13 protein-coding genes are annotated in these 21,032 nt (G+C 72.1%); 8 read left to right on the top strand and 5 right to left on the bottom strand.

What is annotated here, in order from left to right; genetic code table 11:
• Positions 1-56: 56 nt before the first annotated feature.
• Positions 57-461 carry a hotdog domain-containing protein gene (locus O7613_RS15670; protein ID WP_281587663.1) on the top strand — a complete coding sequence of 135 codons (405 nt, stop codon included), beginning with the start codon at positions 57-59 and terminating at the stop codon, positions 459-461.
• Positions 458-1,288, top strand: coding sequence for an MBL fold metallo-hydrolase (locus tag O7613_RS15675; protein WP_282289156.1), 831 nt, complete (start codon positions 458-460; stop codon positions 1,286-1,288). The genes O7613_RS15670 and O7613_RS15675 overlap by 4 nt, the downstream gene beginning before the upstream one ends.
• Before the next feature lie 39 nt (positions 1,289-1,327).
• Here O7613_RS15675 and O7613_RS15680 read toward each other — a convergent pair whose 3' ends face one another.
• Entirely contained in the window at positions 1,328-1,834 is a 507-nt protein-coding gene (locus tag O7613_RS15680; RefSeq protein ID WP_281587659.1) for a MarR family winged helix-turn-helix transcriptional regulator, read from the bottom strand.
• A gap of 62 nt (positions 1,835-1,896) precedes the next feature.
• Here O7613_RS15680 and O7613_RS15685 point away from each other — a divergent pair, with 62 nt between their 5' ends.
• A complete protein-coding gene (locus tag O7613_RS15685) occupies positions 1,897-3,120 on the top strand; it encodes a multidrug effflux MFS transporter (RefSeq protein ID WP_281587658.1) in 1,224 nt (407 codons plus the stop codon).
• Positions 3,121-3,218: 98 nt separating this feature from the next.
• On the opposite strand, the gene O7613_RS15690 is transcribed toward O7613_RS15685, so the two are convergent.
• Positions 3,219-4,148 carry a PfkB family carbohydrate kinase gene (locus O7613_RS15690; protein WP_282289157.1) on the bottom strand — a complete coding sequence of 310 codons (930 nt, stop codon included), beginning with the start codon at positions 4,146-4,148 and terminating at the stop codon, positions 3,219-3,221.
• Positions 4,149-4,467: 319 nt separating this feature from the next.
• On the opposite strand from O7613_RS15690, the gene O7613_RS15695 reads away from it, so the two are divergent.
• Positions 4,468-5,619 carry a lytic polysaccharide monooxygenase gene (locus O7613_RS15695; RefSeq protein WP_282294550.1) on the top strand — a complete coding sequence of 384 codons (1,152 nt, stop codon included), beginning with the start codon at positions 4,468-4,470 and terminating at the stop codon, positions 5,617-5,619.
• A gap of 57 nt (positions 5,620-5,676) precedes the next feature.
• Here O7613_RS15695 and asnB read toward each other — a convergent pair whose 3' ends face one another.
• Entirely contained in the window at positions 5,677-7,638 is a 1,962-nt protein-coding gene (gene asnB / locus O7613_RS15700; RefSeq protein ID WP_281587656.1) for an asparagine synthase (glutamine-hydrolyzing), read from the bottom strand.
• Positions 7,639-7,752: 114 nt separating this feature from the next.
• Between asnB and O7613_RS15705 the strand changes: the two genes are divergently transcribed.
• The 3 genes from O7613_RS15705 to O7613_RS15715 all read left to right on the top strand — a co-directional run bounded on the left by O7613_RS15705 (position 7,753) and on the right by O7613_RS15715 (position 13,821).
• A complete protein-coding gene (locus O7613_RS15705; protein ID WP_281587654.1) occupies positions 7,753-9,228 on the top strand; it encodes an aminopeptidase P family protein in 1,476 nt (491 codons plus the stop codon).
• A gap of 531 nt (positions 9,229-9,759) precedes the next feature.
• The gene (locus tag O7613_RS15710; protein WP_282289158.1) at positions 9,760-11,511 is read left to right on the top strand and encodes a hypothetical protein; all 1,752 of its coding nucleotides are present in this window, start codon (positions 9,760-9,762) and stop codon (positions 11,509-11,511) included.
• Between the two features lie 270 nt (positions 11,512-11,781).
• Positions 11,782-13,821, top strand: a complete 2,040-nt coding sequence (locus O7613_RS15715) for a hypothetical protein (RefSeq protein WP_282289159.1) — start codon at positions 11,782-11,784, stop codon at positions 13,819-13,821.
• A gap of 68 nt (positions 13,822-13,889) precedes the next feature.
• Here O7613_RS15715 and pulA read toward each other — a convergent pair whose 3' ends face one another.
• Positions 13,890-19,385 (bottom strand): pullulanase-type alpha-1,6-glucosidase, encoded by a 5,496-nt coding sequence (gene pulA, locus O7613_RS15720; RefSeq protein WP_282289160.1) that lies wholly within the window; start codon positions 19,383-19,385, stop codon positions 13,890-13,892.
• A 130-nt stretch (positions 19,386-19,515) separates the two neighbouring features.
• Entirely contained in the window at positions 19,516-20,214 is a 699-nt protein-coding gene (locus tag O7613_RS15725) for a cellulose binding domain-containing protein (protein WP_282289161.1), read from the bottom strand.
• Positions 20,215-20,404: 190 nt separating this feature from the next.
• On the opposite strand from O7613_RS15725, the gene O7613_RS15730 reads away from it, so the two are divergent.
• A complete protein-coding gene (locus O7613_RS15730) occupies positions 20,405-21,004 on the top strand; it encodes a GNAT family N-acetyltransferase (protein WP_281587647.1) in 600 nt (199 codons plus the stop codon).
• Positions 21,005-21,032: the final 28 nt, after the last annotated feature.

The following is a 21,032-nucleotide window of genomic DNA, read 5'->3' on the forward strand; positions in this document are numbered from 1 at the left end:
CGCGCGCCGCGCCGGAGGTCGAACGACCGCCGGCCCGCTGCACTAGGCTCGGGCGCATGCAGGAGCAGCCGGAGTCGCCCTTCGCACCGGGGCTGACCGCTCGGGTCGAGCTGACCGTGACCGACGCGGACACCGCCTTGGCGCTGGGCTCCGGGGACGTGCCGGTGCTCGGCACTCCCCGGGTGGTGGCGCTGGCCGAGGCGGCGACGGTGGCGGCCGTCGCGACCCGGTTGCCGTCCGGCTCCACCACCGTCGGCGTCCGGGTCGAGCTGGAACACCGGACGGCCACCCCGGTCGGGCGGACCGTGGCCGCCCACGCCGAGCTGGTCAAGGTCGACGGCCGCCGGCTGGTCTTCGAGGTGACGGTCACGGACGGGCACGCGGTGGCCGCGCAGGGGCGCGTCGAGCGGGCGCTCGTCGACCGGCAGCGCTTCGTCGACCGGGCCGTGCGCCCGTCATGACCGCCGGCTTCGCCGAGATCGCCGCCGGCGTACACCTGCTGCGCGAGCCGCTGCTGCACGTCAACGTGGCGCTTGTGGTCGGCGACGGCACCGCGCTGCTCGTGGACACGCTCTCCACCGCCGGCCAGGCGCGGGAGCTGTCGGCCGCCGCGCGGGCGGTGACGCCGCACCCGTGGACGATCGTCAACACCCACCACCACTTCGACCACTGCTTCGGCAACGCCACGCTGGCCGCCGAGCCGGGCACCCGGATCTACGCGCAGGCCCAGGCCGCGGCCGTGCTGCGGGATCATCCCGACGAGCTGCGCCGGGCGGCGTACGAGGAGATGCGCGCCGAGCAGCCGGCGCTGGCCGACGAGTTGGCGCGCACCGAGCTGGGGGTGCCGACCCACGAGGTGTACGAGGAGACGGTGCTCGACGTGGGCGGTCGGCGGGTGGTGCTGCGCCATCCCGGGCACGGGCACACCGACGCCGACCTGGTGGTGCACGTGCCGGACGCGGATGTGCTGATCGCGGGTGATCTGGTGGAGCAGAGCGGGCCGCCGGCGTTCGAGGAGTCGTACCCGTTGCAATGGCCGGACGCGGTGGCCGACCTGCTGCGGCTGACCACGTCGACCACGGTGGTGGTGCCGGGGCACGGCGAGCCGGTCGACGCGGCGTTCGTCCGCGAGCAGCACGCGCAGCTCGCGCGGCAGGCGTGGCTGATCCGCGCCGGCCACACCGGCAGCGCCCCGCCGGAGCGGGTGGCCGCCGAGTCGCCGTTCGGGGCCCGGCCCGGCCTGATCGCGGCCCGCCGCGGCTACGCGGAGCTCGACGGTACGGCGTGAGCGGCCGGCCGGCTCAGTCGGTGCAACGTCACGTGGTGGTCACCGGGTCGGGGTCGGCCGGGGGCCACCGATTTCCGCGCCGGTCAGGGGCGCGCGCAGCGCGGTGAGCAGCGCGTCCAGGTGCGGGGCGACGGCGAGCACGGCGGCCCGGGCGGGCGGATCGAGACGGGCCAGCGCCTCGGTGAGCAGCGCGGCGCGGTGGACCTCGTAGTCGGCCATCCGCCGGTGGGCGGCGTCGGTGAGGCGTAGCCGGACCACCCGGCGGTCGGCGGGGTCGCGGTCGCGGCCCAGCAGCCCGGCGTCGGTGAGGTCGCGCACCAGCGTGCTGACCGTGTTGGGCGCGGTGCCGAGACGGGCGGCCACCTCCTTGCCGCTGATCCCGGGCACGGCGCGCACCAGCAGGAGCACCTCCACCTGGGCCTCGGGCAGCGGCTCCCGGTCGGCGCGGGCGTGGGTCCGGCGGCGCAGCAGCCGGTGCAGCTCCCCCAGCCCCGCCCCGAGCCGGGCGATCTCCTCGTCGGTCGGCACCCGGGTCACCTGCTTCACATCGCAATAGTTCTGACTACAGAGATAAGGTAACCCGGAACACCGATCCCGGGAGACCCCTCGTGAGCCACACCGTGCGGACCGCCGCGCGCCCGTCCGCCGACCGCCACGCCCCGCCCGGCGGCGGCGTGACCCTGCTGGTGCTGCTCGGGACGCTCACCGCGATCGGTCCACTCTCGCTCGACATGTACCTGCCGGCGTTCCCGGCGATGGCCCACGAACTCCACGCCGACCAGGCCGGCATCCAGCTCTCGCTCACCACCTGCCTGGTCGGCCTGGCGCTGGGCCAACTGGTCACCGGCCCGCTCAGCGACCGCTGGGGGCGACGCCGTCCGGTCCTGGTCGGCGTCGTCGCGTACGCGGTGCTCGCGCTCGCGTGCGCCGCCGCGCCGAACGCCCCGCTGCTGGCCGCCGCGCGCTTCGCGCAGGGGCTGGCCGGCGGCATGGGCGTGGTGGTCGCCCGCGCGGTGGTACGCGACCTCTACGCCGGCCGGGACGCGGCGAAGTACTTCTCCCGGCTCACCCTGGTCTTCGGCGTGGCGCCGGTGGCCGCACCGAGCGTCGGCAGCCTGGTGCTCCGGTTCGGCTCCTGGCGGGCGGTCTTCGTCACCCTCGCCGTCATCGGCGTACTGCTGGCCGTCGCGGTTGCGCTGCGCCTGCCGGAGACGCTGCCGGCCGAGCGCCGCAGCACCGGCGGCCTGGCCACCACCGCCCGGACCATGCGGTCCCTGACCACCGACCGGGTCTATCTCGGGTACGCGCTGACCCAGGGCTTCGCGTTCGCCGGGCTGTTCGCGTACATCTCGGGGTCGTCCTTCGTCTTCCAGGACGTCTTCGGCGTCTCGGCGGCCGTGTTCAGCGTGGTCTTCGGGGTGAACGCGCTCGCGCTGGTGGCCACCGGCCAGCTCAACGCCCGGCTGCTCGACCGGTTCAGCCCGCGCCGGCTGCTGGTCCCCACGCTCGTGGTCGGCCTGGTGACCGCCGTCGGCGTGCTGACCGGCGCGCTCGCCGGCAGCCTCGCCGTGACGGCGGTCGCGTTGTTCGCCTTCGTCGGCTCACTGGGCATGGTGATGCCGAACAGCACCGCGCTGGCGCTCGACGCGCACGCCCGGCACGCGGGCACGGCCGCCGCGTTGATGGGCGGCATCCAGTCGGTGGTCGGCGCGCTCGCCGCGCCCCTGGTCGGCCTGGGCGGCGAGGGCAGTGCCGTGCCGATGGCCGTCGTCCTGGCCGGCGCCGCCGCCCTCTCCCTGACCGCCGTCCTCACCCTCGCCCGCCGCCGCTGACCGCGCGGCGCTTCGGCGCGCAGTGCGCGGCGCTTCGGCGCGCGGCGTTAATAGGGGCCCCCGCCTATACCGAATGCGTTAATAGGGGCCCCCGCCTTTCACGCGAAGCGGGTGGTTACGGCGGGGCGGGTGGGCATGGCGGTGGCGCCGCCGGGTGACTCGCACACGAGGGCGGCGACCCGCAGTGCGAACGCGACCCGGTCCCGCCAGCCGGCGGCGTCGGCCGGCTCGCCGGCGGCGAGCAGCTCGGCCACGAGCGCGCCCATCACCGAGTCGCCGGCGCCGGTGGCGTCCACCGCGTCGACAGTCGGCGCGGGCACGCGTACCACGTCGTCGCCGGCCGCGACCAGGGCGCCGTCCGCGCCGAGCGTGACCACCACGGTGGCCGCGCCCAGCTCCCGCAGGTACGCGGCGACGCCCGCGACCGGCTCGTCCGGGTAGAGCACCTTGGCGTCCGCGGCGCTCAGTTTGACCAGGTGGGCGGCGGCGGCGAACTCGGCGACCACGGCCCGCAGCCCGTCCAGCGCGCCCGGCGCGGTGAGCAGGCTCGGGCGCACGTTCGGGTCGAACACCCGCAGTCCGCCGGCGATCGACCAGGCCCGGCGGGCGGCGGCCAGCACCGGCGGGTCGAGCAGCACGATCGAGCCGCAGTAGAGCACGTCCGCGCCCTCGACCAACGCCACGTCGAGGTCGTCCGGGCCGAGCAGGGCGTACGAGCGCGGCTCGCCGTAGAAGCGGAACTCCGGCTCCGGGCCGGCGAAGGTGGCCACGGCCAGCGCGGTCGGGGCGGGCACGGTCACCGCCCCGGCCACGCCCACGCCGGCGGCGGTGAGGAAGGCGCGGATCCGGGCGGCGAGCGCGTCGTCGCCGAGCGATCCGACGAACTGCACGTCACCGCCGAGGCGGGCGATCGCCACCGACACGTTGAGCGGCCCGCCACCGATCGCCTGCCGGTAGACGGGTTCCCCGTCGTGCTCGGCGTCGAGCAGGTCGACCAACGCCTCGCCGAGCACCACCGCGTACCCCATGCCTGCTCCCCTCGGTTGTCCCGCCGTCGATCCTGACGCATCCGGGCGGACCGGTGTGACGCGACCCGACACATCGACTCGCGGCTATTGCGTGCGGCGGCCGGACGTGGTGGGATTGTCCTACCGGGAAGGGCGCGGGGGGCTGCCGCGTCGCCGGGTCGAGCCGACGCGAGGGCATCCACGGTCCGTGACACGGACCGCAGGCGGTGCACGTCCCCGAAGGCCCCGGCCGACCGCCGGGCGCGGGCACCGCGATCGTCGCATCCGCTCATCGCAGCGGGGCGGACCGAAGGTTGGGTCACGCTCCGCGAGTCAGGAGATCCCCGTGCACCGATCCCGTACGGCCGCGCTGGTCACCGCGGCCCTCACCCTGGCCCTGGGCGCGTTCGCCCTGGCCTCCAGTCCCGACCCGGCCGCCGCGCACGGCGCGGCGATGACGCCGGGCGCCCGCACCTACCTGTGTTGGAAGGACGGCCTCACCAGCACTGGTGAGATCCGGCCGAACAACCCGGCCTGTTCCTCGGCGGTGGCCCAGAACGGGGCGAACTCGCTGTACAACTGGTTCAGCGTGCTGCGCTCCGACGCGGGTGGCCGGACCACCGGGTTCATCCCGGACGGCAAGCTGTGCAGCGGCGGCAACGCCAACTACAGCGGCTACGACGCGGCCCGCAACGACTGGCCGATCACGCACCTGACGGCCGGACGGACGATGGAGTTCCGCTACAGCAACTGGGCCCACCACCCGGGCACGTTCTACTTCTACGTGACCAAGGACAGTTGGAGCCCGACCCGGGCGCTGGCCTGGAGCGACCTGGAGGAGCAGCCGTTCCTCCAGGTGACCAACCCGCCGCAGAGCGGCGCGGTCGGCACCAACGAGGGCCACTACTACTTCAACGGCACCCTGCCGTCGAACAAGAGCGGCCGGCACATCATCTACTCGCGGTGGGTCCGCTCGGACAGCCAGGAGAACTTCTTCGGCTGCTCCGACGTGACGTTCGACGGTGGCAACGGCGAGGTGACCGGGATCGGTTCGGGCAGCGGCAACCCCACGCCGACGCCCACCAACCCGACCCCGACGCCCACCAACCCCAACCCCACGCCCACGCCGACGCCGACCAACCCGACGCCGACGCCGACCTCGTCGCCGACCATGCCGCCGCCCGGTAGCGGCACCTGCATGGCGGTCTACAAGGTGGTCAGCGCCTGGGGCAACGGCTTCCAGGGCGAGGTCGAGATCATGAACCACAGCACCCAGACGTTCGCCGGGTGGACCGCGAGCTGGACCTGGCCGAGCGGACAGACCATCAACCAGGTGTGGAACGGCACGCTGAGCGGCAGCGGCTCGTCGGTGACGGTCACCAACGCCGCCTACAACGGCAGCGTCGCACCGGAGGGCAGAACCACGTTCGGCTTCACCGCGAACTACTCCGGCCAGAACACCCTACCCACGGTCACCTGCACCGGCAGGTGACACCGCACTGAGAAGGGCCCCCGGCAGCACGCCGGGGGCCCTTCGTCACGCCGTGGGTCAGCGCACCATGCTGCCGACGACCGGCTTGGTGAGCAGCGCCGACTGGTTGCGCTGGATGCCCGGGTCGAGCGTCTTCGCCACGAAGATCGCGTGCCAGATGCAGAAGATCAGCACGGTCCACACCTTGCGGGAGTGGTCGGCCTCCTCGCGCTTGTGCTCGTCGAGCAGCCGCATCGCGTACGACAGGTCGACCAGGTCACCGGCGCCCGAGGTGGACAGCACGTGCCGGGCCCACTCGTACATCTCGCCGCGCAGCCAGACCCGGGTCGGGGTCGGGAAGCCCAACTTCTTGCGGTTGACGATGGCCGGCGGCACCACACCCTGCAACGCCTGGCGCATGGCGTACTTGGTGGCCTCGGAGCGGGGCGGCAGCTTCAGGTCGACCGGGATGCCGGCGGCGACGTTGAACACCTCCCGGTCCAGGAACGGCACCCGGACCTCCAGCGAGTGCGCCATCGAGATCCGGTCCGCCTTGACCAGGATGTCGCCGCGCAACCAGGTGTAGAGGTCGACGTACTGCATCTTGGTGACGTCGTCCAGCTCGGTGCACTCGGCGTAGATCGGCGCGGTCACGTCGGTGTAGCGCACCGAGGGGTCGTAGCGGCGCAGCAGGTGCTGCTTCTCCTCCTCGGTGAACATCCGGGCGTTGCCGTAGTAGCGGTGCTCGATCGGGGTGGTGCCGCGCTCCAGGAAGCTCTTGCCCTTGACCCCCTGCGGGATCGCCTTGGAGACCGCCCGCAGGCCCTTCTGCACGCCGTCCGGCAGGCCGTTGACCGAGCTCAGGGACAGCGGCTCCCGGTAGATCGTGTAACCGCCGAAGAACTCGTCCGCGCCCTCACCGGAGAGGACCACGGTGACGTGCTCGGCGGCCTTCTTCGCCACGAAGTAGAGCGGCACCAGGGCCGGGTCGGCGACCGGGTCGTCCAGGTGCCAGACGATCTTCGGCAGCGCCTCGATCATGTCCTGCGGCCCGATCTTCGTCGGGATGGTGGTCACGTCGAGGTGCCGGGCCGATTCCTGGGCCACGTCGATCTCGGAGTAGCCGGGCACGTCGTAGCCGACGGTGAAGGTGAGGATGTTCGGGTTGAACTCGCGCGCGAGGGCCACCACGGCGGTGGAGTCGATGCCGCTGGACAGGAACGAGCCGACCGGCACGTCCGAACGCATGTGCATCCGGACGCTCTCCCGCAGCGTCTCCCGGATCTCGTGGTAGAGCTTCTGCTCGTCGGAGACCGGCGCCGGGCGGAACACCGGCCGATACCAGCGGCGTACGTCGATCCGGCCGTCCGGGCTCCAGGTCAGGTACTCCCCCGACCCGATCCGGCTGATCCCCTTGTGCAGCGTGCCCGGCTCCGGGACGTACTGGAGGGTCAGGTAGTGGCTCAGGTTCGCGGTGTCGATCCCCGCGTCACCCTGGTAGGCGGAGTGCGCGAACGGCAACAGCGCCTTCTTCTCTGAGGCGAGGTAGAGACCGTCCTGGGTCTGGAGGTAGTGCAGCGGCTTGATGCCGAAGTAGTCCCGGGCGCCGAACGCCCGTCGCTCCTGCCGGTCCCAGATCACGAACGCGAACATGCCGCGCAACTTGGTGAGCACCTGCTCACCCCAGTAGTGGTAGCCGGCGACGATCACCTCGCCGTCGCCGTTCGTGGCGAACTGGGCGCCGAAGTCGCGGATCAGCTCGTCGCGCAGCTCGATGTAGTTGTAGATCTCGCCGTTGAAGGTGAGCAGGTAGCGCCCGCCCGCGTACGGCAGGGGCTCGTGGCTGAGCGCCACGTCGATGATCGCCAACCGCTTGTGCGCGAAGACGCCGTCCGCGTACCGGCCGGAGGCGTCGCCGACCACCTCGACCCCGGTCTCGTCCGGGCCACGGTGGTGCAGGCACTCCAGTGCGCCGGCGATGTGGTCGCGGTGGGCGGCGGCGTCGCCGCGCGCGCTGAAGAAGGCCAGGAGTCCGCACATGGGGGCCATCTTTCCACGCGCCGGAAGCCACCGTCGCGGCACCGCAGGCACTCCCCGCTGTCGTGCGCGCGGTACCGTCGGGACCAGCGACGAGGCTCAGGGAGGGGCGGGATCATGGCCGAGGATCAGGCGCGGCAGGGCAAGCCGGCGGACGGCACGGAGTCGCACGACCCCGACTTCCCGGAGGCGTTCCTGGCGTTCATGCGGCAGGGCTGGCGGGACACCGAGCTGTCGACCGCCCTCCGCCCCGAGGTGCCCAACCACGCCAAGCGGCGGGCCGCGCTGGCCGAGGCGTTTCCGGACGAGACGCTCGTCATCCCCACCGGCAACGAGAAGGTACGCGCCAACGACACCGAGCACCGGTTCCGGCCGGGCAGCGACTTCGCGTACCTGACCGGCGACCTGGAGCCCGACAGCGTCCTCGTGCTGCGGCCGGGCGGCGAGGCCACGCTCTTCATGCGGCCCCGGTCGTCCCGCGCCACCGACGAGTTCTTCCGCAGCCGCCACGGCGAGCTGTGGGTGGGCCGCCGGCCGACGCTGCGCGAGAAGTCGACCGAGCTGGGCCTGCCGACGGCCGACCTGAGCGAGCTGGACGCGGCGCTGGCGGGGCTGGCCCCGGCACGGACCCGGGTGCTGCGCGGCTTCGACGCCCGGGTGGACGCCGCGGTGCGCCGCTACGACGGGCCGCGGGCGGAGGACCAGCCGACCCGTGACCGGGAGCTGGCCATCGCGATCTCCGAGCTGAAGCTGGTCAAGGACGAGTGGGAGATCGCGCAGCTCCAGGAGGCCTGCGACGCCACGGTGCGCGGCTTCGAGGACGTGGCGCGGGCGCTGCCGGCCGACCGGGCGATCTCGGAGCGGCTGTTGGAGGGGCTGTTCGCGCTGCGGGCCCGGCACGACGGCAACGACGTCGGCTACGGCTCGATCGTCGGGGCCGGCGAGCACGCGACGGTCCTGCACTGGGTGCACAACCACGGCACCACCCGTCCGGGTGACCTGCTGCTCATGGACATGGGTGTGGAGAACCGCAACCTCTACACCGCCGACGTCACCCGGGTGCTGCCGGTCGACGGCCGGTTCACCCCGCTCCAGCGTCAGGTCTACGACGCGGTCCACGCCGCCCAGCAGGCCGGCATCGACATGTGCAAGCCCGGGGTGGGGTTCCGCGACGTCCACCTGGCCTCGATGCGGGTGCTCGCCGAGGCGCTCAAGGACCTCGGGCTGCTGCCGGTGAGCGTGGACGAGGCGATGGATCCGGCCTCCACGGTCTACCGCCGCTGGACGCTGCACGGCACCAGCCACATGCTCGGCATCGACGTGCATGACTGCGCGAACGCGCGCAAGGAGATGTACCGCGAGGGCTCGCTGGGTGAGGGTTACGTGCTGACCGTCGAGCCCGGGCTCTACTTCCAGCCGGAGGACGAACTGGTCCCCGAGGAGTTGCGGGGCATCGGTGTCCGGATCGAGGACGACATCCTGGTCACCGCCGACGGCCCGGTGAACCTCTCGGCCGGGCTGCCGCGCCGCTCGGACGAGGTGGAGACCTGGCTGGCCGAGCAGCGCGAGGCCGGCCCCCGCCTCCCCGGCTGACCCACCCCGCCCCCCGCACAGCCCGCACAGCCCGCACAGAGATCTTGGAAGCAAAGGGCCCCTATGAGGGCCGTTTGCTTCCAAGTCACCTGGTCTCGTCGGGACGCCGCGCAGGCGTGAAAACGGGCAACCGGCCGCACGGTGGCCTGCTCTCCGGCCGGGTCTCGTGCGAGGAAGCGTGGGCGGTGATCGTTTGGCCATGATCAACACCAGTTCGGTGAAGTGGGGGCATCGCCGGTGGTCGGATACCGCCACATCACCGAACTGGCGTCCGGCGTGTCGTCCGGTGCGGTTATGGGGGCCGGGGTGGGTTTGCGGTGCGGTCGTCTGGCATTGCCCTTGGCGGACCTTATGTGGGGTTTCTTCGGATAAACCTCCCTTGCGAAACTCGCTCTCTTACGGTGCACCTCGGAGGCTGCGTAGCTTTGCGGCTTCTCGTGCGGCCCGTGGCCGTATGACCGTTTGAGACGGATCGAAGGGCGGAACGCGCGCATGTCCGACGACGAGACGACACCCGACCACGGAACACCGATGGCACCGCCGCGGACGAGCAGGCGGCGAGGGCTCTGGGTCGCCACCGGCGTGGCCGGGCTGACCGGCGTCGTCGGCCTGGCGGCGCTGGGCGGGCTCGCCGCCCGCAACGACAGGGCCGGCGACCCGGAGCGGGTGGCGGACAACCGCGCGACCGCGCCCCAGAACGCCGACGAAGCCTCCCCCGAGGACAGCGTCGGCCACGACCCGAAGGCCGAGGACCACGCCGACCACGACCCGAAGGCCGAGAGCGGCACCGGCCACGACTTGAAGGGCGAGGACCTCTTCGACGCCGGCCCGGCCTGGGAGGGCGTGCACGGCCAGGGAGGACCGGACGGTAAGGACGCCGACGGTCGGGAAGGCCCGGAGTGGGGGGCGCGGGGCGGCGCGGAGGAGCACGACGGGACCCGCGAGGTGCCCTGCGACGACGACGCCCTGGTCGACGCGATCGAACTGGCCAACCGCGACCACGGCGGCACGCTGAAGCTGGCCGAGAAGTGCACCTACGAACTCGACGTCAAGGACCGCAAAATCGGCGGCGCCCTGCCCGAGATCAAGCAGGACGTCACCATCAAGGGCAACGGCTCCACCATCACACGCGACGCCGAAGACTCCTTCCGGATCTTCCGCGTCGTCGACGGCGGCGCCCTCACCCTCAAGGACCTCACCATCTCCGGCGGCAACGCCTCCGAATTCGCGTACCCGCAGGGATCCGTCGGCCTCCGCCGCCAGGCCGGGCCCGTCGCACGTCCGCCCGCGGCGGTGAGGTCGGCCCCGGCTGGCGGTGGCGAGAAACGGGGCGAGGGTGACGGCGGCGCGCTGCTGGTCGAGCGCGGTGGCAAGGCCCGCCTCGCGCAGGTGACGCTCACCGGCAACAACGCCGGGGGCGACGGCGGCGCGGTGGCGAACTTCGGCCGCGTCTGGCTGGAGGACAGCAAGGTCGTCAACAACCACGCCCGGGGCGACGGCGGCGGCGTCTTCAACCGCGGCGTCCTCAAGGTCGAGGAGACCAAGGTCGACGACAACACCGCGGGCGGCAACGGCGGCGGCATCGCCAACGGCGGCGGTGGACGCCGCACCGGGGTCGGCCACGTCGCCGGCACCGTGGAGATCACCGGGGCGTGGGACGGCAAGGACACCTCGCCGAGCACCCTCAGCCGCAACCACGCCGGCAGGAACGGTGGCGGACTGTTCAGCGGCGGCGGGTACGTCACCGTCTCCTTCACCGCGATCACCGGCAACACCGCCTGCGAGAACGGCGGCGGCATCTACGCGGAGAACACCGACCTCGACGTCGGAAAGGTCATCGTCGCCGGCAATCATGCCGGCCGTGACGGCGGCGGCGTGGACACCGGCGAGGGCTTCGCCACCGTCGCCGACAGCATCATCGTGGACAACACCGCCAACCGCTTCGGCGGCGGCATCTACAACGGCCAGTGGCTCATCAAGATCGAAGACGGCTTCCTCACCACACCGCAGGACGAGGACGACAACGCCGCCCTCACCCTGCGCAACACCGTCATCAAGGGCAACACCGCCCTCAACGGCGGCGGCATCTTCAACAACAAAGCAAAGATCACCCTCACCAAGACCCACGTCACCGAAAACACCGCCACCGACACCGCCAAGCTCCACCGCGTCGCCGGCGGCGTCCTCAACCACGAAGGACACGTCAAGCTCGACGACGAATCCCTCATCAGCAACAACGACCCCACCAACTGCGCCAACACCGTCGAGGACTGCTTCACCTGAACCGACTACCCCGGCGAGCCTCCTCCCGCCGAGCCCGGGCGGGAGGAGGGCTCCCACTTCGGGGCGCGGTGTCCCCGGCCGGGGCATCCCGCCCCCGCTGCGCCAGCCCGACCCACCCGCGCCCTTACGCGGGTTTTTTTCGTATATGACCACGAGGCGAAGAACATTCTCATAAGTTCGTTCTCAGCAGCTACAACCGATTTGTAGCGAAGGCCGCCTCGCTGTGGCGAAGCGACCTTGTCAGGTACAAGGAGAGGGCAGAGAGCTCCGATGTCCAACTACCTTCGCAACAACAATGACGCCACCACCCGCGAGACCATCTCCCCCTTCCGGCGCCGCCGGCTCTGGCTCGCCACGGGCGTTGTGGGACTGACCGGAGCGGTCAGCCTCGCCGGCGTGGCGTACGCGACCACCGGGGCGACCGGTCCGCACCGGCTCGCCGACGTGAAGTGGTCGACCGCGCAGCAGCTCAACGACGGCGAACACGGCGACGAGGCGGCCGGGGACGAGCACGGCAAGGGCGAGTACGGCGAGGACGAGCACGGCAAGGACGGCAAGGAGGGCCGGGACCAGGGCGAGTGGGGCCAGGGCCACGGCGAGTGGGGCCCCGAGGGCGACCACGGCAAGGCCCGCGAGGTGCCCTGCGACGACGACGCCCTGGTCGACGCGATCGAACTGGCCAACCGCGACCACGGCGGCACGCTGAAGCTCGCCGAGAAGTGCACCTACGAACTCGACGTCAAGGACCGCAAAATCGGCGGCGCCCTGCCCGAGATCAAGCAGGACGTCACCATCAAGGGCAACGGCTCCACCATCACCCGCGACGCCGAAGACTCCTTCCGGATCTTCCGCGTCGTCGACGGCGGCGCCCTCACCCTCAAGGACCTCACCATCTCCGGCGGCAACGCCTCCGAATTCAAGTACCCGGTTGAGGCCGAGATGGTGGCGCCCGCCGCGGCGAACGGCACGGCTGCCCTGCCGGCCCCCGCCGCCGCCCCGGCCCAGCCGGCGGTCGCGGGGGCGGCGGCCACCACCGCGGCCCAGTCCGCCACCGCGCCCGCGCTTGTCGCACCCGCCGCTCCGGCAGCAGTGAAGGCCGCTCCGGTAACGGCGACCGCCACCACCGCCCAGGCCACGGCGGCCCAGGCCACCACGGCCCAGGCCACCGCCCAGGCCACGGCGGCCCAGGCCACCACGGCGAAGGCGGCCACGACGACCGCGGCCACGACGACCGCCACGACGACGGCGGCCGGCGAGGACCGGGAAGGCGACGGTGACGGCGGCGCGCTGCTGGTCGAGCGCGGCGGCAGCGCCCACCTGTCGAACGTCAAGCTCGCCGACAACAACGCCGAGCACAACGGCGGCGCGGTGGCGAACTTCGGCCGCGTCTGGCTGGAGGACAGCAAGGTCGTCAACAACCACGCCCAGGGCGACGGCGGCGGCGTCTTCAACCGCGGCATCCTCAAGGTCGAGGAGACCAAGGTCGACGACAACACCGCGGGCGGCAACGGCGGCGGCATCGCCAACGGCAGCGGCCTCTCCGGCAAGCACGGCGCCGACGCCTCGGAGCTGAAGAGCTACGTCCCGTCGGGCAAGCACGACGAGGCCGGCACGGTCGAGATCATCGGTTCCGACCACGGCAAGGACGGCGGCAAGGACGGCGAGAAGTCCTCGCTGTCGAACAACCACGCCGGCAAGAACGGTGGCGGACTGTTCAGCAGCGGCGGGTACGTCACCGTCTCCTTCACCGCGATCACCGGCAACACCGCCTGCGAGAACGGCGGCGGCATCTACGCGGAGAACACCGACCTCGACGTCGACCACGCCGTCATCGCCAAGAACCACGCCGACGGCGACGGCGGTGGCGTGGTCACCACCGGCGGCAAGCACTGGGGCTACCCGAGCACCAAGGACGAGGGCAGCGCCACCATCGCGGACAGCGTCATCGTGGACAACACCGCCAACCGCTTCGGCGGCGGCATCTACAACGGCCAGTGGCTCATCAAGATCGAAGACGGCTTCCTCACCACACCGCAGGACGAGGACGACAACGCCGCCCTCACCCTGCGCAACACCGTCATCAAGGGCAACACCGCCCTCAACGGCGGCGGCATCTTCAACAACAAGGCAACCATCACCCTCACCAAGACCCACGTCACCGAAAACACCGCCACCGACACCGCCAAGCTCCACCGCGTCGCCGGCGGCGTCCTCAACCACGAAGGACACGTCAAGCTCGACGACGAATCCCTCATCAGCAACAACGACCCCACCAACTGCGCCAACACCGTCGAGGACTGCTTCAACTGAACCGACGACCCGGGGTACGCACCGGCCCCCTGCCACGGAAGTGGCAGGGGGCCGGTGTCGTCGCGGGGTCAGCTCTGGACGAAGACCGCCACGCTGCGCGCCGGCACCGTGAACGTGCCGCCGGCCCGGTCGAACGAGGCCGTCCGCAGCGCCGGGTCGGCCGAGTCGCGCAGCACCGGGTGCAGCGCCACGTTCGCCCCGCGCAGGCCGGTGACCGTCTGCGTCGCCGTCTCCGGGGTGGCGTTGAAGACGACGGTCACCGACTTCCACGTCCCGTCCAGCCCGCGGGCGTCCAGGCTCATGGTGAGTACGCCCGGGGTCTCCTTCGCCCCGGACAGCGGGAACGCGACCCGCTTCTGCACCTCCCGCGCGGTGGGCAGCCCGAACACCGGCGAGGACCGGCGGATCCGCAGCAGTTCCGCGTACCGGGCGTCGGCCAGATCGATCGCCGCGCAGTCCGGCACCAGCTTCGGGTCGGCGAGCAGCGGCTTCGCGTACGGCCACTTGTCCTTGTTGTCCGGCTCCGGCGGCAGGCCGGCGCCGAACCCGTTGCCCTGGGCGCAGTCCCAGCGGATCTGGTTGAACCAGTCACCGGAGTTGAACGAGTTGCGATCGAGCGACTTCGAGCGCAGCCGCTCCGAGCCGGCGGTCACGAAGCCGGCGCCCTGCCCGAGCGCGGTGGTCGCCAGCGCGAGCACCTGCATCCGGGCCCGATCCTGCGCCGAGGTGCCCGGCGGCAGCTTGTACGCCAGCGCGTCGTACAGGATCTCGTTGTCGTGCGCGTCGACGTACGTGACCGCCTCGCCCGGCGCGGCGGTGTAGCCGGCCGGTGCGCCGTTGTAGTCGACCTGGCCGCCGGTGACCCGCCTGCCGGAGGTGTCGGTGAACAGGTAGTCGCGCAGGTTGCCGGTGAGCCCCACCTTGATCAGGTCGTGGGCGTGCAGCAGCCGGGCCTTCTGCTCGGCCGCCGAGCCGTTGACCTCGTCGCCGTTCGGGTCGGTGAAGAGGCCGGAGGCGAAGCCCTGCACCCGCGGGTTGGCGTCGAACGGTCCACCGCCGCGCACCGCGTCGCGGAGCCGGTCGTTGAACGTGCCGATCCCGGTGCCGGCCATGTTGGCCTGGGTGGCCTGGGTGAACCGGGCGTCGTCGGCGACCTCGCCGAAGTTCCAGCCCTCGCCGTACAGCATGATCTTCCGGCCGTCCACGCCGTCGCGGGCGAGCGTGAGTTTGTCGAGCGCGGCCCGTACGGCCAGGATGTTCGCCTTCGGGTGGTGACCCATCAGGTCGAACCGGAAGCCGTCCACCTTGTACGCGGTGGCCCAGGTGACGAGCGAGTCCACCACGAGCTTGCCCATCATGGCGTGTTCCGGGGCGGTGTTGGCGCAGCAGGTCGAGTTGGCGACGCTGCCGTCGTCGAGCAGCCGGTGGTAGTAGCCGGGCACCACCTGGTCGAGCACGGACTTCGGGTCGGTGCCGGCGGCCGAGGTGTGGTTGTAGACGACGTCCATGACCACCCGCAGGCCGGCCTGGTTGATGCCGGCGACCATCTGCCGGAACTCGGTGGTGCGCTTCGCGCCGTTCGGGTCGACCGCGTAGCCGCCCTCCGGCACGGTGTAGTGCAGCGGGTCGTACCCCCAGTTGTAGCCGTCGGTGTCGGCGACCGCCGCGACGCACTTCTGCTGCTGGTCGGAGTCCGGCGGCAGCTTCGCCAGGTCGCAGGCCGGTTGGGCCTGGTCGGCCCGCCGCTCCGGGATGGTGGCGAAGTCGAACGCCGGCAGCAGGTGCAGATAGTTGACCCCGGCGTCGCCGAGCGCCCGCAGGTGCCTCATCCCGGCGGTGTCCGGGTCGGTGAACGCGAGGTAGGTGCCCCGCCGCTCGGCCGGCACCGTGCGGTCGGCGATGGAGAAGTCGCGTACCGAAAGCTCGGAGATCTGTGCCTTCGCCGCCGGCGCCGCGGCCGGTTTGCGGAGCTTCGCCCAGCCGGCCGGCGCGAGCGCCGGGTCGGTCAGGTCGACGATCTGGCTGTGCGTCGAGTTCGGCGCGAGCGCCACCGAGTAGGGGTCGGTCACCGACGCGGTGACCACCTTCTGCGCCGCCGGCTGCCACGCCTGCACCTGGTAGCGGTAGTAGCGGCCGGTCCACGCCCGGCTGCCGCGCACCGACCAGACACCGGTGCGGTCGTCGCGCCGCATCGCCACCGTGCGGGGCTGGGCGGTGGGCGAGTCGAACAGTTGCAGCGACACCGTCCGCGCGGTCGGCGCCCACACGGCGAGCGTGGGCACCCGGCCGGCGAACGTCGGGCCGAGCTTCGCCGAGGTGGCCGCCGGGTAGACGTCGTCGAGCACGCCCGGGATCTGCACCCCGGTGGCGCGCAGCAGCGCGCCACCCGCGTCCCGTTCGGTCACCACGAGCTGCCCGCGCAGCGCCGCCGGCACCTTGGCCAGGTCGGCGCGGTCCAGCGAGAAGGCGTGATAGGACCAGAGCTGGGGGTACGCCTGCCGTTGCGCCTCGGTCAGCCCGTTGCGCCGCGCCCGCAGCGGCAGCGTGGTGTACGTGCCGGTCAGCTCCCCGTCGGTGAGGCCGATCCCGCCGGCCGGGGCGGCGAGGAGCGCGTACTTCCTGCCGTCGGTCTCTCCGGTGGCCCAGGCGACGGTGGCCCTGTCGATCCACTGCGCCTTCTGCTTGGTGAGGTCGACGTCCGTGGCGGCGCCGGAGCTGGTGGCCGGCAGCAGCCGGCCCGGGACGCCGGCGAGCAGCCACACCTCGTGCCCGGCGGCGAGGTCGAGCCGCTGGTCGTCCGGCTGGTCCTTCTCGTCGCCGGAGTGAACGATGTAGCTCAGCCCGGTCGCGCCGGCCGCGAGCGGCACCCGGAACACCGCGCCGTACGCGTCGATCTTCTCCGGCTTGAGTGGGGCGGCCCAGTCGGTCGGGGTGGCCGCGCCGTCCCACAGGTGCAGGCCCCAGCCGTCGTAGTCGCCGTCGGCCTTGCGCCAGTGGATGACCGCGGTGCCCTCGTCGACGGGTGGGTCGGGCTCGCCGGTGGCCGCCTCGCGCGTCGGGTAGAGCGCCGGGTCGCCCTGCTTGACCCAGACCTCGCCGGTCTGCGTCACGTCGATGGTGCGGTCGTTCGCCACGTCCTTGGTGCCGTCCTTGTCGACCACCAGGAAGCCGACGGACGTCGCGCCGGGCTTGAGCTTCACCCAGGCGAACCGGCCGTACGCGTCCTCACCGGCGAACGGCTGCCCCTTGGGCCATTCGGTGGCGTACGCCGGGTCGATGTCGCCCCAGGCGTAGAGCCCCCAGTCGGCGTACCCGCCGGCCGGGCGCTGGTAGTGCACGATCGCCCAGTCCCGCGACGCGCCCTGCGCCGGGGTGCCGACCGTGCCGGTGGTGCGGGCGGTGGCGGTGCGGCCCCGGCCGTCGCGGACCACCGCCTTGTATTCGACCTCGGCGCCGCCGGCCAGGCCGGTCAGGTCGTGGTGGACGGTGTACGGGGCCCGGTGCGCGCTGCCCAGCAGCGTCCACTTCCCGCCTGGGACGCGCGCGGCGAACGTGACGGTGGCGAGCGGGTCGCCGGTGACCTGGGCGGTGATCGCGGCGGTGGTGGCGACCGGGTCGGCGCCCGGCCCGGTGAGCGTGACGGTCGGGGCGGTGCCGGGCCGCGGGATCGCCCGCTCGGCCTTGAGCACCACCGCCGACATGGCCGGCACGGTGACGCTCAGCCTGCCGTCGGCGCCGGCCGTCGCGGTCGCGGCGTCGCCGTAAATGCCGGTGAAGCGGGTGCCGGCCGACCAGGTGTCCACGGTGACAGTCTGCGGGGTCGGCGCGTTGTTCACGGCGGCGACGTGTTCCACCCGTTCGGTGGGCAGGACGCGGGAGAACGCGAACACGCCCGGGCCCTCGGCGGCGTACCGGGTGACCTGGACGCCGTCGCGCAGCGCCGGGTGGGCCGCGCGGAGCCGGCCCAGCTCGGCGATGGTCCGGTAGAGCGGGTGCCGGGTGTCGTACTGGTCGACGGCGTGGGTGCGGGTGGTGCCGATCAGGTCGTCGTCGAGGTAGTCCGCGGTCCGCGAGGCGAACATGTCCTGGCGGGCGTCCTTGTCCCCGCCGGGGCCGGTGAAGCCCTGCTCGTCGCCGGAGTAGACCACCGGCTGGCCGCGGGTGAGGAACATCAGCTGGTGGGCGAGCTGGTCACGGCGTAGCTGGGCGGCGTCGTCACCGCCGTTCGCGGCGATGAACGAGCCGATCCGGCCCATGTCGTGGTTGCCGAGGAACGTGGTGAGTCGGTTCGCGTTCGTGTCCCGGGCCGCGTACAGGTCGTCCTTGGCGTACACATCGGCGAGCGCCCGGGCCGAGCCGTCGGCGGCGGTGTAGCCGCGCGCCGCCTCCTGGAACGAGAAGTCGAGCGTGGCGGGCAGGCCGCCCTGCCGCACGTACGTCGACTCGATCGCCTGGTCGGCGCTGTAGACCTCGCCGAACATGAAGAAGTCCTTCTTGCCGGCCTTCGCCGCGTAGGCGTCGATGCCCCGGGTGAACTGCGGCCAGAAGTCGAGGTTGGCGTGCTTGACGGTGTCGAGGCGGAACCCGTCGACGCCGGCCTTGCCGATCCACTGGCCGTAGATGTCGGTCATCCCCCGGACCACCTCGGGACGTTCGGTCCACAGGTCGTCGAGGCCGAAGAAGTCGCCGTACTCGCTGTTCTCCCCGGCGAAGGTGGAGTCGCCGCGGTTGTGGTACATGGTCGGGTCGTTCAGCCACGCCGGGACCTTGACCTTCGCGTCGGCCGGGCTGGCGAACGTCGGGGTGTACGGGAACGACTGCGCGTTCACGGCGGGGAACTTCCGGGTGCCGTCGGCGTAGTTGCGGTCCTCGAAGGCCCGCCCCCGCGTGTCCTTGTAGGGTGCGGTCTTCTTGTCGACGTAGCCGTACCTGTCCTGCGCGTACCGGATGATGTCGGCGGTGTGGTTGACGATGATGTCGAGGTAGACCTTGATGCCGCGCCGGTGTGCGAGGTCGACCAGCTTCTTGAGCTCGGCGTTGCTGCCGAAGTGCGGGTCGACCTGGGTGAAGTCGGTGATCCAGTAGCCGTGGTAACCGGCCGAGACGTCCGCCCCGGTGCCCTGCACGGGCCGGTTGGCGAAGATCGGGGCCAGCCAGATGGCGGTGGTGCCCATGCCCTGGATGTAGTCCATCTTGTCGATGACGCCCTTGAGGTCACCGCCGTGGTAGAAGCCCTTGTCAGCGGGGTCCAGGCCGGTGCTGAGCCGGTCACCGGCCAGCCCGCCGGTGTCGTTGCGCTTGTCGCCGTTGGCGAAGCGGTCCGGCAGCACGAAGTAGAACTGTTCCGCCTTCGCGGTGCGGGTCCCGGCCTTGAGCAGCGTCTCGGCGGACGGCTCCCGGTTCCACTGGGGCGCGTTGCCCGCCGCCAGGACGTCGGGGGTGGTGGCGCGGTCGGCGCCGGCGGCGTTCACCTGGTGGAGGGCCACCGGAACGCCGACGAGGGTGAGGACGAGGGAGGAGACCAGGGCGAGCAACGCCTTGGGGGATATCGGCGTCGGTTTCATCGACGGCCTTTCTCTGGTCGCTGATTCGCCCGCACGCTAGCCCTTGCGGAAAGATTCTGCAATGCCTTGCAAACATCGTCGCAACACGGCAGACATCTTGCGGAAAGCGCATGTGTCGGCGCGCGGCGACTCAGAGACCGGCGCAGGACACCCCGTCGACCGTGCAGCCGTCCGGACGGGTGGTGCCGGTCTGCTCGAAGTGGAACCGCACCGGCACCGACGCGCCCGCACCCAGGTCGACCCCGCTGCGATAGGTGAAGACCCGACCGTCGAAGCCGAACGGGCCCTGCTCCGCACCCTCCACCCAGGCGGTGACCAGCCGGCCGCGCGGGAACGTCAGCCGCACCGTCCAGCCGTGCGCCGACCGGCCGGTGTTGACAAGCAGCACCTCGCCGATGAAGCCGCCGTCGAACGTGTTCACCACGCCGTACCGGCCGGTCACCGCGGACCGCGGGGCCGGCGGCGGAGGCGACGGGGGCGCGGGCGGAGCCGGTCGGACGTCACCACGAGGGCTGCCGGTCGACGCGGCCGGCGTCGGCCGGGCGGGCAGCACGGTCGACCGGGGCGACAGCCCGGGCGCCACCGGACGCGACGCCGCGCCCGGCGCCCCACCGGTCACCGCGGGACTGGTCGCCGGCGCGACCGGGAGACCCGGCAACGACATGGCCGGATCCGTCGGCCCCTGCGCCGGGAACGTCCGCCGCCCGCGCACCGCGCCGAGCGCCACCACCAGCAGCACCACCATCACGACCACCCCGGCGCCGACGAGGATCCAGGGGGACGAGGTGACGGCGGACGCGGGCGACGGGGCACGACGGGTGCGGGACATGTTCCTCCTGTCGGCGGGCGAGGAACGCCCGACTGCCCTCCCCCGTTTGGCGGACTGCGCCAGCCTAGCCAGAAGGACCGGTCTGCGGCGAGTGTCCGATCCGCAGCCCTGCCGCAGGGCGGAGCCACCTGATAAGTTGCACGCCGATCGATGACCACAATGGCTCGTGCAGCGGCAGGACGGGTGGCCAATGACTGAGTGGCAGGGCAACATCCGACGAGCGTCCACAGCGGACCACGCCGTCGTGACCGGCATCCTCGCCGAGGCGTTCATGCGCGACCCGGTGAGCGGCTGGATCTTCCCGGCGGACGACCACCGGGCGCGGGTCCACCCCGCCTTCTTCGGGCCGTTCGTCGCGTTGGCGCTGCGCACCGGCGAAGTGCATGTGGCCGGCGACGGGCTGGGCGCCACGCTCTGGCTGCCGGTCGACGGCGATCACGACGGCGACGAGGGCGAGGAACTGGCCGAGTTGGAGTCCGCGATCGGCACGGAGGCGATGAAGCGGTTCGCGGTGCTCGACGAGTTGATGGCCGCGAACCACCCCGGCGAGCCGCACTGGTACCTACCGTTCATCGCGGTGCGCCCCGAGCACCACGGCAGCGGCGTCGGCTCGGCGCTGCTGCGCGACAAGTTGACCGATCTGGATCAGTCAGGAACGGCCGCGTACCTGGAGGCCAGCACGCCGCGCAACGCCGCGTTGTACGAGCGGCTCGGCTTCCGGCGCCGCCCCGTCACGCTCGACCTGCCCGGCGGCCCCAGCCTCTACCCGATGTGGCGCGAACCCGCCTGAGCACGGCCCGCCCGTCCCGCCCCGCTTC

The organism is Micromonospora sp. WMMD975 (genome assembly GCF_029581215.1).
Taxonomy (GTDB): Bacteria; Actinomycetota; Actinomycetes; order Mycobacteriales; family Micromonosporaceae; genus Micromonospora.